We start from the raw sequence: 15,237 nt of genomic DNA on the forward strand, positions 1-15,237 counted from the left end.
TCGAATGACGGACGCGGACGGAGACCTGCCGCCGTAATTCTCTCAACTTCAATGGCGTCAGGTCACCGCCCTGTCACTCCCGGTCCCCGGGAGTGACAGGCTAAGGAGCTGACGCAACTCAAACCATAACTTTTGAGACAGCCTCTCCTCGTCTGCCCGTGTATCGACGAAAGATCTGGAAGGGGTAGATCAGGAGGTCTGCCGCCCACGATTAGGAGATATTAGTTGGGATGGCACGAGCATGGCCGCAAAGAAAGGGACAGCCCTCAGGGCTGTCCCTTTTCTTCACTGATGAGCGGCCGGCGTTATCTTTTCTTGTGGAGATGACACAGCTTGGCCGGCGGCGCCACCATCCGTTTGCACTTCTTGCCGTCCTTGGTCTTGCCCATACAGCGTACCATCTTCCTGGCCGCTTTCTTTCTGGCTTTTGGCATAGACGAACCTCCGTGATCCAAAAGGTTAAAGTCGCCTATAGGAAGCCACCGTACGTTTGAGCCGTCAACAAAAAAAGACCCATGACCGCGCTTTCGCGAGCGCCATTATGGATGGTTCATTATCTCCGGCGGCGGATCTTACCTGAGCCGGCTACGTGGCGATCGATGTCATCCGGATTGCCGAACAGGTCGATATCACCACTCCCGTAGATGGCGCCGTCGAATGAGGCAGTAGCATGGACGCTGATGTCGCCGGAACCGTACACTTTGGCGACAACCCGCTCGGCCTTCAACTCGCTGGCATCGATCTCGCCCGATCCATGCACGGCGCATTTCAGGCTCCGGGTGCTCCCTAGCAGCTCAACGTCCCCCGAACCGCCGATCTCGACCACGACATCCCCGGCCATGAGATCGTGCGCCGTAACGCCGCCGGAGCCACCGACGGAGATGTCCAGATACTTTATCTCGCCGTCGAGTTCAACATTGCCTGAGCCGCCGACTTCAATCTCCAGCACGTCAGATCTAAGGCCAAGCAAGTCCACGTCTCCTGAGCCCTTCGCTTCCAGCAGAGTCAGGTAGGGCATCGTGATCTCTACCAGAACACCATGAGTGGTGCTGAATGACCCTTCATTATCGATTACCAGAGTGTGTCGGCTGCCGACTTCGGTGACGATGTTGTCGAGGAGATTATCATCAGTTGTGACTTTGAGCTGGATCATGTCGCCCCCTACCACTCTCAAGTCTGCCACACTCAGCAGTCTGATTCGCTCGAAGTCGTGAACATTGCGCTCCTCGGTGACGATCTCACCGGAACCACGCTCGCCGCGCCGCCCGAAAACGGACCAGTTGTCCGCCGACCCATTTTGGGCTGCCAGGACCATGATCAAGGCAAACGTCGGCCACGTGTGGAAAAGCCGTCTTCTCATATATCATTCCTCCTTGTCGGAATCCGCGGTCTCTGGTTGTTAGACAGGCCGGGAGGCAAACATGTTTCGCGCCTGGTCGGAGTTCCAACGCTTTTCATAATGATATGACACGCAAGGTGTTATATTTCCGGCGGAAAGCCCATCAGACGCACCGCCAGGGCAGTGTCACGTAGCGCCCGATGCTGCGCTTGGCCGGCGTGGCAGTAATAGGTTACGATGGGAAGTCTTGGACAGATTCACTGAAGACAGATAACGGCGCTGCCTGAATTCAATTAGAGGAAATCGGTTGACAAGCGCAAAACGGCCGGACTATATTCTTAGACTAAATCGGTGCTTGGCGCGTCTATTGTGAAGTGTTGTAAGCTTAACTGGTGTGAGAACTTAGGAGTTCATGGGATGAAAGGAATTCTGGCCACGAGCCTTCTGATGGTTGGCATGGCGGCATCGACCGCATTTACCCAGTCTGCTCCCCCGGTACCAGACTCGGCCAATTTTATTGCGCGCGCATTATCGCTGCGTCACTTTAATCCGCTGGTGCGCGACTTCAACGGAGGCGGCGCAAGGGCCAAGGGAATGGGCAACGCATTCCTGGGTGTTTCCGACGACGCTTTCGCAGTGAGCTGGAATCCCGCTGGGTTGTACCGCCAGGTTGACCCATATGAGCGTCCAGTCATGGGGTTGGGATACAAGTCGTTTTCTAGCGACGCCACGTTTCGGGACACATATGACAACCTCCCCGTCCGGGAGTTCGATCAGAGCGACGTTTTCGACGGTGTTGACTTGATGAGCCTGCTCGTGCCGGTCCGTATCAAGGGCCACATGTTTGTCGGCTCGATAGCGTACACGCGACTGACGGACGAATTCTACAACTCTGGTATGGCCCTCGATCTTTCCTATCCCTTCGATGAGGAAGATAGCCTGAACTTTATCAGCCGCCCGTTTCATTACCGCAACGAGCACGCCTATCGTTCCTGGGTTAACGCGTTGAATGTGGGATTCGGCACGCGGATTTATCGGCAGTTGGCTTTCGGGATTTCCGTCAACGCCTACGGTGGGCGGGCTGCCGAGGAAACGCTGGAAAATGCCGCCTGGGAAGAAACCGATCTGACATTTCTCGGCTATCCGGGCGGACAGCGAGGGACGTTCTCGGGCCTGAACGAGGTAGTGGATACGTCGAGTTATTCCGGCATCTACTTTACACTGGGCTTTAAGTATACGGCCGAAAAGCTCTCAGCGGGACTGGTGATCAAGACCCCGCACACTCTCAAAGTTACCCGGGATCTGAAAACCACATCGACAGCGTTCGTGAACGGCGTGGCAATCAGGGAACCCACTACCATCCACAACGATGATCTTGTGCACGAGATCGACCAGCCGTTTGTGCTGGGCGGCGGTGTTGGCTATAAGCTGCGCGAGCAGTGGCTGGTGGCGGCGGACTTGGAATTCCGCGCCTCGAGCGGCGGGATGATTAACCGTCGGGACTCACTCCAGTTGGTCCCCGGCGGGACCGACATTGAGTACTTCACCGAGATCGATCCGCACTGGAATAACTCGATGACTTTTCGCGCCGGGACAGAATACCTCTGGTCCACCGGCAGCCGGTTCTTCCCGGTGGTTCCGATTCGGGCGGGTATTGGCTTTGTCCAAATTCCGGAGCCGGATATCGTGGGCGGCGACGCTGATATCGACAGCGTCACCGGCGAATTCAAATATGTCCCGGAAACCGATCAAGTGTCGACCGTCCGCTGGTCGCTGGGGAGCGGGCTGCATTGGGCGCAGATTCATCTCGACGTCTCCTATGAGAGATACTCCCTGGACCGCCGGGACGAAGTGATCGTCCGCGAGTCATCGGTTGACAACAGCGCCTTCAATTTGACCTTTACCGGTTACTTCTGAGACCCGCATCCGATAGTGAAGGCATAGCGATATGATAATCAGACGGCGACCGACACCCAGTCGCTTGGCCGCCGTCAGGCACCTATAGCCGGCGACCGATATTTCGAGAGAGAGTGTCGATCGGCCGGGAGAACAGAATGCAGAGCAAAGTCAAGCTGACCAAGAGGCAGGTGAAGGAAGACAAATTCACCACCTTCATGCTGACCTCCAAGGACAAGCTGCAAGGCGAATTCGAAGAAAAGTGGCAGTATTACGTCATCGGTCTGGTGGTCACGGTGGTGGCTGTCTGGGCGGTGATTTGGTTCTTCAATCAGCGCTCCGATCGGGCGGTGGCGGCCGCGGAGGCGTACTCAAAAGCCATGATCGCCTACCAGTCGGGCGATAATCTCAACGCCACGCTGGAGCTAAACAAGGTCCTTTCGGACTACGGCGGCTACGATGTGGCCGGCAATGCCGCCCTGATGCTGGGGAATCTAAACCTGAGCAACCGGAGCTACGACGAAGCGCTGCGCCATTATCGGATCTACCTCGATGACTACGGCGGCCCGCTGTTTAACCGGGCGGCAGCTCAGGCGGGGATTGCGACGGTACAAGAGGACCAGGCCCAGCATGCCGAGGCGGCAGCATCCTTTGTGAAAGCGGCGGAAATGTACCCCGACGGCCCGCTTCGTCCGGATTACGAACTGGGCGCAATTCGCAATTATCTCGCCGGCGGCGAAATCGACAAGGCTGACGCCCGCCTGGCGATTCTGAAGGACGAGTACGCTAACAGCGATTGGACCAATCGGGCGATCCGGATGATCGCCGAGAAGAAGCAAAGCGGCTGAGCTTACTTCCTTTCGCGGGGGTTCGGTGGTGAAACCGGAGACCATAAAAGTTGCGCTGCTCTGGCACATGCACCAGCCCAACTATCTCGAACCCAATTCCCATCGTCTGACTATGCCCTGGGTTCGTCTCCATGGGCTGAAAGACTATCTGGACATGCCCCTGGCGGCCACGGCTCGGGACGATGTCAGGGTGACTTTTAATCTGGTTCCGGCTCTCCTGGACCAGTTGCAACTTTACCTCGATGGGGCCACTGACCGGCACCTGGAATTGTCACGAATGCGCCCCGAGGAAATCTCGTCCGACACCAAGCTTGAAATCCTGCGGTCGTTCTTCTCAGCCAACCCGACCCGCATGATTCTTCCGTACCCGCGCTATCGCGAACTCTACCAGAAGTTCACATCATCAGCGAGTGAGCTGAATACGCTGGTGAGCCTGTTTTCCTCCGAGGAAATCCGTGACTTGCAGGTCTGGTCGAATCTGGTGTGGGTCGATCCGGTTTTCCGCGACGAGGAACCGGTGCGCAGTCTCCTGGCTCATGCGCGACAGTACTCCGAGGAGGAAAAGCAGACGTTTCTCACCTGGCAACTGAATCTGCTTGGCCGAATCGTGCCGACCTATCAGAAGCTGCAGGCCGAGAACCGAATCGAGGTATCGTTTACGCCGTACTATCACCCGATACTCCCACTCTTGTGTGACACTGATGTGGCCCGCGAAGCGCAGCCGAGTATCGAGCTGCCGCGAAAACGGTTTGTCCATCCTGAGGACGCCGAGTGGCAGATCGCCCGCTCGGTCGAGAAGTACCGCCTGATTTTTGGGCGCGATATGGCCGGTATGTGGCCGTCAGAAGGGTCGGTGTCGGAGGAAACGGCCGCTCTGGCGGTGCGTCACGGCATCAAGTGGCTGGCGTCCGACGAGGAAGTTCTGAACCACTCGTTGACCAAATCCGGCTTATGGCGGAAAGATCATCCGCCGCACTCGGTTTACGAGCTTCCCGACGGCACCCGGATGCTCTTCAGAGATCATGCGCTGTCCGACCGGATAGGTTTTGTGTACTCGACCTGGGAGGCCGAGCGCGCTGCCTCGGATTTCATTGCGCACATCAAACGCCTGCGTACGGTATACCAGGGACAGTTGGACCGGGTGGTCGTGCCGATCATTCTTGACGGTGAGAACGCGTGGGAGTATTTCCCGGACGATGGCACAGAATTCCTGAGGCTGCTCTACGAGCAGCTCGGTGAAGACGAAGAGATCGAAACCGTGACTTTCAGCGAGGCGGTGAACACGTTGCCCGCGCGCAAACTGCCGAGGCTATTTGCCGGTTCATGGATCAATCACAATTTTCGCATTTGGATCGGCCACGCCGAGGACAACGCCGCCTGGGACCTGCTCTCCCAAACTCGCGACGACCTGGCGGCCTTTGAGCGCGATCACCCCGAATTCGATCGAGCCCGACTCGAACAGGCCTGGCGTCAAGTTTATATAGCTGAAGGCTCCGACTGGTGCTGGTGGTACGGCGACGATCATCGCAGCAGCCACGACGATCAATTTGACCGTCTCTACCGCAAGCATCTCGCCGCCGTTTATGAGCTGACGGGGCGGGATGTGCCGGTGGCGTTGCTAAGGCCGGTTTCGTTGCCTGGTGGTGTGCGCCGTGCAACCATGCCGGATGGACTGGTGACGCCCACTGTTGACGGTCGTCTCACCCATTTTTACGAGTGGGCCGGTGCAGGGCATTTCGACTGCCGCCAACCCGGCGGAGCGATGCACCGAGTGGATCGAGTGGTGACGGATATCTACTTCGGGTACGACCGAGACCATGTGCATATTCGACTTGACTTGCGTTCGCGAAACGCCTTAGAATCAGCAGCCGGTCGCAGAATGACGATCACCTGCTTTGTACCGGAAAAGCGGGTATTCGACCTGGCGGTGGTGCCGCATTTCGAAGACCCCGGCGGACAATACGTCTTTGCCATGGGCGACCGGGTGGAATTCAGCGTCCGTCGCACGGCGCTATGGCCGGACGGCTTCGGCGAACTCAGTTTCACTGCGGCGGTGATTGATAGCGGACAGATCATCGAAAGCTGGCCCGATCTCGAACCGATTACGGTGAGTGTGCCCCGCCGGTTCGAGGAGATATTTTGGCCGACCCTGGGATGATCACAATAGAACGGAGCTTCCATGCCCAGTTCCTTTTTTAACGACAGCGATCAAGTCGAGTCGAGACCGCCGGAGACTACGCCCGCGCCGGAAAGTTCCGAGACTGAAGACGCAAGTTTCAAGTCCGACGAGGGCCGTCTGGCCGCAGTTATGGCCTACATCCCGTTTCTCTGTTTCGTGCCACTCCTGCACATGCGGCACAATCAGGAGGCGGTCTTTCACGCTCGGCAGGGAGTGATGTTGTTTCTTATCGAGCTGGTGGCCTTCCTGTTCCTGTTCGATCGCATCGCCAGTTTCGTATTCACGGCAATCCTTATAGTGGCCGTGGCGCTGTCCATGGCCGGCATATATTTCGCGCTTCAAGGGCGGAACTACCGCTTGCCGATTGTGGGAGACCTGGCGGATAAGTCCAAGTTGTAGTGGGAAGTTAGTATGTGGTGTCGGCTGACATGTTTAATCGCTGTCGCTCTTAGCCTGTCGTGTGTGACCACCGGCCCCGGCGGCAAGACCTCGCTCGTGATTATCCCAACCGACCAGGAGGTCGCCCTGGGACAGGCGATGGCGCAGGAAATCGCAGCCACCGAAAAAGAATATCCCGATCCCCAATGGCAGGTGTACCTCACCGAGGTCGGTCAGCGGCTGGTGGCCATCTGTGATCGCAAGGACATCAAGTACAAATTCACTGTGATTGAGTCTGATCAGATCAATGCTTTTGCGGCGCCCGGCGGGTACATTTACTTCTATACCGGGCTACTCGGCCTGATGGATAATGAGGCAGAACTCGCGGCCGTTATGGCGCATGAGCTCTCGCACGTTGTCGCCCGTCACGGCGCCAAGCGACTGCAGACCGCAATGGGCGCGGCACTCGCCTATGAGCTGGTGATGGGGGACACCAAGTCCGAGACTTTTAAGACCGCGGTTGGTATCGGGATGAGCCTTTTGTTTGCTGATTATTCCCGCGATGCCGAACGCGAGGCTGACGATTTCGGACTCACTTACATGATTCGTGCCGGCTATGATCCCGGCGCGATGGAGACGATGTTCGAGAAGCTGGCGGCATCAGGCTCGCCCTCCAACGCCTTCGAGCGTCTGGTCAGCACGCATCCTGAAGCCCAGGAGCGAATTCGCAACACAAAGACTGCCGTGGCGCGTAAAAAGCCCCTCCCGCCCAATCTGACGCTTGGCCGCGAGAAATACCAGCAAATGAAATCCCGCCTTCCGCGCTGAGGTACTGCTGAAACAGCCACTCACGCTATGTGCTGTCGGGCGAACTTGCCCGACCGCTACGTTCGAATAGCCTTGACCGTCTCGGGCACTGAGACGCGATAGCGTCATTCGCCCGCCGCCAGTCTCTCTCGCCGTCCCAAGTTTTTATTTGACATCGATTTAGCCCCGTCTTACCTCCACGTTCAGAAGAGGTAACTCAGCTGTCCGAAAGGAATCGGGCGGCTGTTCAGAATTCCGACAGATGGAATATGGATGAGCATCCCAAGGGTGCACAGGCTATCGGCTATGGGATAAGAACTTATGGGTGTTGTCCGGGGTCGGTGCGGGGAATCTGCCAGACTTTCGGGCATTCGCCGTTAACCCTGCCAGGTCCCCAGCCTGGGATCGTGTTGACCAGGCTTAGCGTTGCCGGTACCTGCTATGAGATATCGTTTTGAATTGTACAGACTTAGCATATCAAAAAGCGGCGACCGAGTCGCTGTTTACTTCTCGTGCAACCCGTTGGTTTTCAGGCACCTATGTTGCCAATAGTCCCGCGAAACAGTGTGCAAGAGGAAACCGGGATGGCAACACGTAGAATCAAAAACAGGCTCATTACTGCGGTAACAGTACAGCTCCTCTCGACAATGGCGGCCGGGCTCGTCTGGCCGGCCAGCGACGCTGGCCGGAGCGCGGCTGACTTTCTGATGATCGGTCAGGGCGCGCGGGCGGCCGCTCTCGGCGGGGCGTATACTGCGATGTCGTCCGATGCCACGGCTGCACATTGGAACCCGGCCGGACTTTCCGGTCTGGAAAACGCCGCGGTCGCGCTGGGGCATTTCGCCTGGTATCAGGATATCACCGTAGAGCAGCTCGGCGTCGGTCTGCCTCTCGGTGAGAAACTGGTCGGCGGCGTGACGGCCACATACGTGAATTACGGCCAAATCGACGGCTACGATATTAACGGTGTCGCCTCCGGTGACCTGGTGGCTTATGACTGGGTGGGCGGCTTTTCTGTCGCCGCTACTCTGACGGAATCATTCTCTGCCGGTGTTACTGCGAAGTATGTCAACCAGAGACTCGACGATGTTTCCGGCTCGGCTTTGGCTTTCGATCTCGGTGCCCGCTTCGAGACCTCGTCGCTGGCTTTCGGCGCAGCGATTGTGAACCTCGGCGGCCAGATGAAATTCGATCAGTCCTCCGAGAAGCTGCCGGCCGCGGCCCGGTTCGGCGGGATGGTTCGTACATTCGATGGCGCCATAATCACCTCGCTGGACATCGAGCAACGCTTTGAGGGCGACCTGACCATTCGCCAGGGCCTGGAACTTGGATTCAGTGATCGATATTTCCTGCGTGCCGGCTACGATTACCTGCCCGCTCAGGATGGACGTCGATTGGCGACCGGAATGTCGCTTGGCGGCGGCCTGCGATTATCTATCGCTGAAATTGACTACGCCTTCACTCCGAATGATAAATCTACATCGGAAGATCTCCACCGGTTCACGCTGACGTTTCAGTTCGCCGGGAAATAGTGCTGTTCGAAAATGATCAGCGGCTGTCGACGTCATAGCGCAGCGCGTTCAAGCGGTGATTTCGCGGTGCGGCCACTCCGAGCTTCCTGACTCCTGCTGCCCTGTGAACACGCCGAAACGGTCCCTAAGCGGGGCACGTTTCGACCTGCGGTGTCCAAATCCTAGCGGAGGCAGAGGAGCCCACCAAAGGCAGTCTTCGGGGCGGCCTCTGGCTCCCCGGCATGTTTTTCCCATTCTGTCTGGTGCGCAATCAGTTGCAGTCCTTGTGCGGCAAATGCACAGGAGTCTGGGCGAAATCCCACACACGTCCTCCCTTGAGGAACCAAACAGGCCTAATCAGTCTCTTTTGCTCAAGGTAACACCTTGTGAAACACTATGATAGAATACAGGATGAATTTAGTCCGAAATCAAGATAGAAATGGTCCCCGTAGGCGAATTCGGCAGTGGGTTTGCTGAGATTCTGTCCAATACTGATATTTACATCCGTTTCTTGGACGTAATCACCGGAAGACAGGACATTAGCGTTCGTGAATCACCCTGAAGAGAAAATGCATATTCGCAACCATGGGTCCATGGCTGTCGAGGCCGGAGTATTGCGCTATGGTTCGGCGGATTCGATTGTTGTTCCGCCGATTACGGCGCCGTCGCGACCCGTCTTCGGGCGACTCAAGTTTTTTGTTGGCGAGCTAAGCGGGCTGCTTTTTATTGCGCTTTCGACGATGTTCATCTTCGTAGTGCCCGCGACGCTGGCCAGGCGAGGAGCGCTCAAAACCGCCATGAATAGTGTGATCAAGAGAACCATTGACATTGTCGGGGCAACGGTCGGCCTGTTGATGGTGGCGCCCCTGATGGTGGTGGTAGCTCTGGCGGTGAAGTTGGACAGCCCCGGTCCAGTTTTCTACACGCAGACCCGTGTGGGTGTTAATCGCCGGAAGCGGAATCGCCGGTACTGCCAGCATGTGGGTGTGTCCGACCACCGCGAGCGTGATCGCCGCCGCGAGGATTATCATGGCCGTCCATTCCAGATTATCAAGTTCCGCACCATGGTTCGGGACGCTGAGAAGTTTACCGGCCCGGTCTGGGCTACCAGGGAAGACCCGCGCATCACTCGAGTTGGTCGCGTGCTTCGCAAGACCCGCCTCGATGAGATTCCGCAATTCTGGTCGGTTCTCAGGGGGGACATGTCTCTTGTGGGACCGCGACCGGAACGCCCCACTTTCGTTCGTCACCTGTGCAATGAGGTTGAGGGCTATGAGCAGCGTCTCGAAGTCAAGCCGGGCTTAACCGGCCTGGCCCAGGTAGAAAACGGGTATGATTCGTCGGTCGCATCGGTTGCCGAGAAAGTACGGTTCGATCTGACTTACATTCGCGGCTGGTCGGTCTGGACCGATGTTCGCATACTGGCCCGTACAGTGGTAGTTGTACTGACCGGCAAGGGTGCCTGCTAAAGCTTGAAGAAACGGCTCCTTAGAGACCGCGCCACGGCGCGGTCATTTTTTTGCCAGAATTGACTTGTCCGGACTGACCGAATGTGCTATCCTGCCGATAATCTGACTGACAGAAGCTCAACGGTCTAAAAGAGTTACGTAGTTGAAACGGATTTTGATTACAGCGGCCGGATTCTGGTTGCTTCCGCTTGTCAGCCTGGCTCAGGCGCAGCCTGTGGGTGCCCTGACAGTTATTACCACCCCACCAGGCGCAGAGGTATCGCTGGCAGGCGATGCCAATTTGGCTGGGATTTCTCCCATTACCTTTACTTACCCCATCCTCGGCGAATACGAACTCGTAATTCGAAAGCTCGGCTTCGAGGAGTACCGGACAAATCTCCTGCTCGATCCTCAGAAGCCCCAGCAGGTGCTCGTAGAGCTATCGCCCAAAACGGCCGCCAAAGCGGCTGTCAGGTCGATGGTCATTCCGGGATGGGGTCAGCGCTACTGCGGCCACAAGACCCGCAGCATTGTTTTTGGTGTCCTATTCCTTGGCTCGGCAGTAGCGCTTCTCGACACGCACAACGAGTTCAAGGATCGCGAAGGCACGTATCTAATGCGACTGGCGGAATATGACCGAGCCCTGGTTCGTGGCGGCACCATAAGTGAGCTCTCGGCATTGCATGCGGAATTAGCCTCCGCGCAGGCGGATGCTTACGATGCTGAGGATGACCGCCGCGTGGCCGCGTTCGCCATGATTGGGGTCTGGGGATTGAATGTCATCGACGCTTTCCTTTCAGCGCCGGGTGAACGGGCGACCTTTTCAATCAAGGGCGTCGGTGTCGAGCCCGCGGCTTATGACGACGGCTTTCGGGTCACGTTTTCGAGGGCGTTCTGAGTATGAAGAGGACCCTGATCGCTATTGCTGCTTTAGCCGTATCGGCAGTCGCACTTGGCGGCGGCTGTAGCCGGAGCATTGATTCAAAGGACCCGATCCGTTCGCTTCCCGCGCCGCCTCCTGTCCCGTATGGGTTGACCGCGGCGTTGGGCGACAGGTCGGTCACACTTTCGTGGTCAGTTACTGATGCGGGGGCGGTCAGTCTATATCGGATATATTCAGCTACCGACACCGGCAGTGTGTTCGCTCTGGTCGATTCCGCCAGCGCGCAGACCAGGGTTGTGACCAATATCCCGTTCAACCGTACCGTCAGCCTCCGGGTGACATCCGTGAACGCCGCGCGCATAGAAAGCCAACCGTCGGGTCAGGTAGATGTCATAGCCGGCCTCTTGCAGGTGCTGCTCAACAATGGCGACGAGTATTCCAACTCGCTCGATGTTTTGATTGAAACATTTGCGCCCGTCACGCCTGCCTATATCCAGGTTTCCGAGGACCCGCTCCTCGCCGGTGCTCCGGTGCAGGGGTATCGCTCACCGTTGCCGTTCGAGTTGTCGCTGGGGGACGGCCCCAAGACCATCTACGCCCGACTGACATTCGGCGACGGCACCGAGGCGAGCGGCGTTTTGTCCGACGACATCATTCTCGACACGGAGGCGCGGATCGATTCGATCTATTACACGCCGACGTCGGCTGTCTTCGCCGCCGGGGACACGATTTACTTCTACTTGTCCGCCCATGGCGAGACTGATGGCGGCGCCCAGGTCACGTTCCCCGGCATATCGCGGGTACGGCTCCGCGACCTCGGCACCGAGGGTGACGCTGTGGCCGGCGACGGGGTCTATTCTTACGCCTGGATTGTTCCGGTCGGGCTGACCGTCACCGATGGAATCGTAACCGGTTCGTTTATCGATGCTGCGGGCAATAATTCCGCCGGCGCTCAGGCCGCAAGGCTTCTCAATATACGCACCACAACGCCGCCGATCCCGGTAGTCCTGGCAGTAGCCCTTACCGAACCGGAAACTGCGCACCTTTCGTGGACGATGAACAACGATGTCGATTTCGCGTCGTATCGTATCTACCGTTCAGTGTCGCCCGGCATCGACGTGACTTTCGAATTCCTGACGATCGCCATCGTCACCGACCGGAACAACACCACCTACGATGACTTTCTGTCCACGGCGGGCACGTACTATTACAGAGTATTCGTTTTCGATTCCGAGGGGCTGACCGCCGGTTCGAACGAGGTGATGGTAAGTCGATAAAGGGATAGACGGCTCCCGTGGCTTTCCTGACACGCCTCAACGAATTCATCTCAACCTTCCTCGCCGTTTTCCGCCAACTGGGGCAATGGCGCATCTGGTTTGTGCTCCTGGGCTACTATCTGGCGCAATGGCTGATCCTGTTTGTTCACTACGACTATCCCTCGGGGTCACTTAGCCAGCTTATGACCTTTTGGGTATCCCTGTTCGGGCCAGAAACCGCCGATGCCTACGGCCATTACCCCCAGCACTTTCTGCTGCTTGGCCGGGTCTCGTACTGGGCCAAACTAATCTTCGGCCTGGTATTCGAAGGTCTCGTACTGGGTATGGTCGCGGGGATGTTTTGCGAGCGATACAGGAACCCCGATGAGTCCGGCAAGACGTCCCGGCTGGCACGTTGGTTCAACCTGACTCTCGTCTGGACTATCGTTAACGGCCTGATGCTTGCCGCCGGCCAGTTGCTTCCGGGCCTGGCCGCCCCGTACCTGGTGGGCCCGCGGCGTATTGTGGCGTTCAGTTTTGTATTCATGCCGCTGGTGTTCTCGTTGACGTTTGCGGTCTTCTTCTTGGCGATTCCCTCGGTGATCATGTACGGCGACGATGCCCTGCGGGCGGTCGGCCGGTCGATACGCTTCTTCCTGGGACGACCGATCACGATATTCGCCTTCGCCCTGTTCATTCTGGCGGTGCCCATTTTGATAGGGGCGCTGGCCAGTCGGCCGGGCGGGATAGTCGAGAGTTTCAAACCGGAACTGGTGTATTGGATTCTGGTAACATCTTTGATCAGCGAAATGATCGCCGGCTTCTTCTGGATGGGCGTCGCGGTCCGATTCCTTTATAGCGAAGAACGATAGTTGTCGCGTATTCCCCGTTACGGCGGATTAATTCCACCGCGGACGTTTCCAAGTTCGATTTTTGCCCTCAACAACTTCCGGCAACAGCCGATAAATAGCATATACCGCCAGGGGCTGTTGTTGAGATGAAAAACATTCTGTTAGTGGACGACGACCGGGAAGTTTCTCGTTCCGTAGCCAACCTTTTCGATTCGGACAAGTACCGTTTCGAATTCCTTGAGGATGGCGCCGGGGTAGCGAAGTACATCCAGGAGAACCAGGATGTTGATCTGGTCATGCTCGACGTCAACCTGCCCAGTATGTCCGGTCTTGAAGTTCTCAAGCAGATCAGGCAGGTCAAGAGTGAACTGCCGGTAATAGTCATATCCGGCTTCGTATCGACTGAAAACGCGATTGAGGCGATGAAAGAAGGGGCCTACGAATATCTGACTAAACCGTTCCAGGTGAGCAAGCTTCTCGAAACGGTCAACAAGGCCTGCGGTTACCAGGTGCGCGGCCAAGCGAGCTCGGCTGCGGAACGGCTGGTTGTGACAGAATCGCCGGTAGATGAGATAGTGGGCAAGTCACCGGAGATCGTCGAGATAGCCAAGATGGTCGGGCAGGTGGCCAAATCCGACGCCGCGGTGTTGATTTTCGGTGAGTCCGGTACCGGCAAGGAAGTAGTTGCCCGGGCGATCCACCGTAACTCCCGTCGCGCCAGCCACCAGTTCCTTTCAGTCAACTGCGCCGCGCTTCCGGAGACGCTCCTCGAGTCCGAGCTGTTCGGCCATGAAAAGGGCGCGTTCACCGGCGCATACTATAAGCGGATCGGCAAGTTCGAGCAGGCGGATGGCGGCACGCTGTTTCTCGACGAGATCGGCGACATGTCGATGCTGACGCAGTCCAAGCTTTTGCGGGTGCTTCAGGATCAGACCTTCGAGCGGGTGGGCGGCAACCAGATGATCAAGTCCGACGTGCGCATAATCGCCGCCACGAACAAGTCGCTCGTCCAGGCCATGAAGGAAGGCTCGTTCCGGGTCGACCTGTTCTATCGTTTGAAAGTGGTGTCGTTCTACATACCGCCGCTCCGCGAGCGCCGGGGCGACATCCCACTCTTGATAGAGCACTTTCTGACGAAATTCTCGCATCAATTCGGCATTCCGAAGCGGAGCATCTCCAAGAAGGCGATCGCTACCCTGTGCAAGCACCTGTGGCCGGGCAACGTCCGTGAGCTCGAAAACAACATCCACACCGCGATGGTGATGTCCAAGAACGACGAGCTGATGCCGGATGATTTCCCCAGCCTGTCCGATGATACGCCAAAGGTCGATATTGATCTCTCTGTTCTACAGGATGACTACACCGAGACGTTTCGCAAGATCGTCGAGCCGGTAATGCCCAAGCTGATTACCAACTCGCCCGGCCAGATCTATCACTTCCTCGAATCGGCCCTGGAGCGGGCTGTCATTTCGAGTTGCCTGAAGCATTTCAACGGCAACCAGGTGAAAGCGTCGGAGACGCTCGGTATCTCCAGAAACACCCTTCGCGACCGTATAACTCGGTACGGGCTTTACTGACCGGAAAACACAACACAAGTAGTGAATGTAGCGGTGCCCCAGCGCTTGCTCAGTGGGCGGCAGGGCCTGTCCCAGACTTGATCCGGGGTCCTCGTCTGCCCCATCGCAAGTGACGAGTGAAACCGGGCAGACGGGGAGAGGCTGTCTCATAAGCTGGAAAAGTTGCGGCAGGCCCTCTGTAGCGCTCGTCGAAAGACGGACGCGGACGGAGACCTCCGCCGTAATTCTCCTATCTCCAATGGCGTCAGGTCACCGCCCTATTAC

At 57.3% G+C, this 15,237-nt stretch carries 13 protein-coding genes; 11 read left to right on the forward strand and 2 right to left on the reverse strand.

All coding sequences use genetic code 11. From position 1 onward, the window contains the following. Positions 1–305 precede the first annotated feature (305 nt). Both AB1772_11750 and AB1772_11755 read right to left on the reverse strand, forming a co-directional pair. Positions 306–434, reverse strand: a complete 129-nt coding sequence (locus tag AB1772_11750) for a hypothetical protein (GenBank protein MEW5797020.1) — start codon at positions 432–434, stop codon at positions 306–308. A 119-nt stretch (positions 435–553) separates the two neighbouring features. Continuing rightward, a complete protein-coding gene (locus AB1772_11755) occupies positions 554–1,360 on the reverse strand; it encodes a head GIN domain-containing protein (protein MEW5797021.1) in 807 nt (268 codons plus the stop codon). A gap of 396 nt (positions 1,361–1,756) precedes the next feature. Here AB1772_11755 and AB1772_11760 point away from each other — a divergent pair, with 396 nt between their 5' ends. From AB1772_11760 to AB1772_11810, 11 genes are all read left to right on the forward strand, one after another. Next, positions 1,757–3,256 (forward strand): hypothetical protein, encoded by a 1,500-nt coding sequence (locus AB1772_11760; GenBank protein MEW5797022.1) that lies wholly within the window; start codon positions 1,757–1,759, stop codon positions 3,254–3,256. 137 nt (positions 3,257–3,393) lie between these two features. Further along, positions 3,394–4,083: a tetratricopeptide repeat protein gene (locus AB1772_11765; protein ID MEW5797023.1), complete on the forward strand. Its 690-nt coding sequence runs from the start codon at positions 3,394–3,396 to the stop codon at positions 4,081–4,083. Between the two features lie 28 nt (positions 4,084–4,111). Next, entirely contained in the window at positions 4,112–6,241 is a 2,130-nt protein-coding gene (locus tag AB1772_11770) for a glycoside hydrolase family 57 protein (GenBank protein MEW5797024.1), read from the forward strand. Between the two features lie 21 nt (positions 6,242–6,262). Further along, positions 6,263–6,661 (forward strand): hypothetical protein, encoded by a 399-nt coding sequence (locus AB1772_11775; GenBank protein ID MEW5797025.1) that lies wholly within the window; start codon positions 6,263–6,265, stop codon positions 6,659–6,661. Between the two features lie 12 nt (positions 6,662–6,673). Continuing rightward, complete coding sequence (locus AB1772_11780) at positions 6,674–7,468, forward strand: M48 family metallopeptidase (GenBank protein ID MEW5797026.1); 795 nt, start codon at positions 6,674–6,676, stop codon at positions 7,466–7,468. 563 nt (positions 7,469–8,031) lie between these two features. Further along, a complete protein-coding gene (locus tag AB1772_11785; GenBank protein ID MEW5797027.1) occupies positions 8,032–8,979 on the forward strand; it encodes a PorV/PorQ family protein in 948 nt (315 codons plus the stop codon). Between the two features lie 527 nt (positions 8,980–9,506). Next, complete coding sequence (locus tag AB1772_11790; protein MEW5797028.1) at positions 9,507–10,427, forward strand: sugar transferase; 921 nt, start codon at positions 9,507–9,509, stop codon at positions 10,425–10,427. Positions 10,428–10,569: 142 nt separating this feature from the next. Then, positions 10,570–11,304 (forward strand): DUF5683 domain-containing protein, encoded by a 735-nt coding sequence (locus AB1772_11795; protein ID MEW5797029.1) that lies wholly within the window; start codon positions 10,570–10,572, stop codon positions 11,302–11,304. Positions 11,305–11,306: 2 nt separating this feature from the next. Beyond that, the gene (locus AB1772_11800) at positions 11,307–12,566 is read left to right on the forward strand and encodes a hypothetical protein (GenBank protein ID MEW5797030.1); all 1,260 of its coding nucleotides are present in this window, start codon (positions 11,307–11,309) and stop codon (positions 12,564–12,566) included. A 17-nt stretch (positions 12,567–12,583) separates the two neighbouring features. Further along, on the forward strand, positions 12,584–13,417 hold the full coding sequence (locus AB1772_11805; GenBank protein MEW5797031.1) for a hypothetical protein: 834 nt from the start codon (positions 12,584–12,586) through the stop codon (positions 13,415–13,417). A gap of 125 nt (positions 13,418–13,542) precedes the next feature. Further along, a complete protein-coding gene (locus AB1772_11810) occupies positions 13,543–14,973 on the forward strand; it encodes a sigma-54 dependent transcriptional regulator (GenBank protein ID MEW5797032.1) in 1,431 nt (476 codons plus the stop codon). The last annotated feature ends 264 nt before the right edge of the window (positions 14,974–15,237 follow it).

Source organism: Candidatus Zixiibacteriota bacterium, assembly GCA_040752815.1.
In the GTDB taxonomy this organism is placed as follows: domain Bacteria; phylum Zixibacteria; class MSB-5A5; order GN15; family FEB-12; genus JAGGTI01.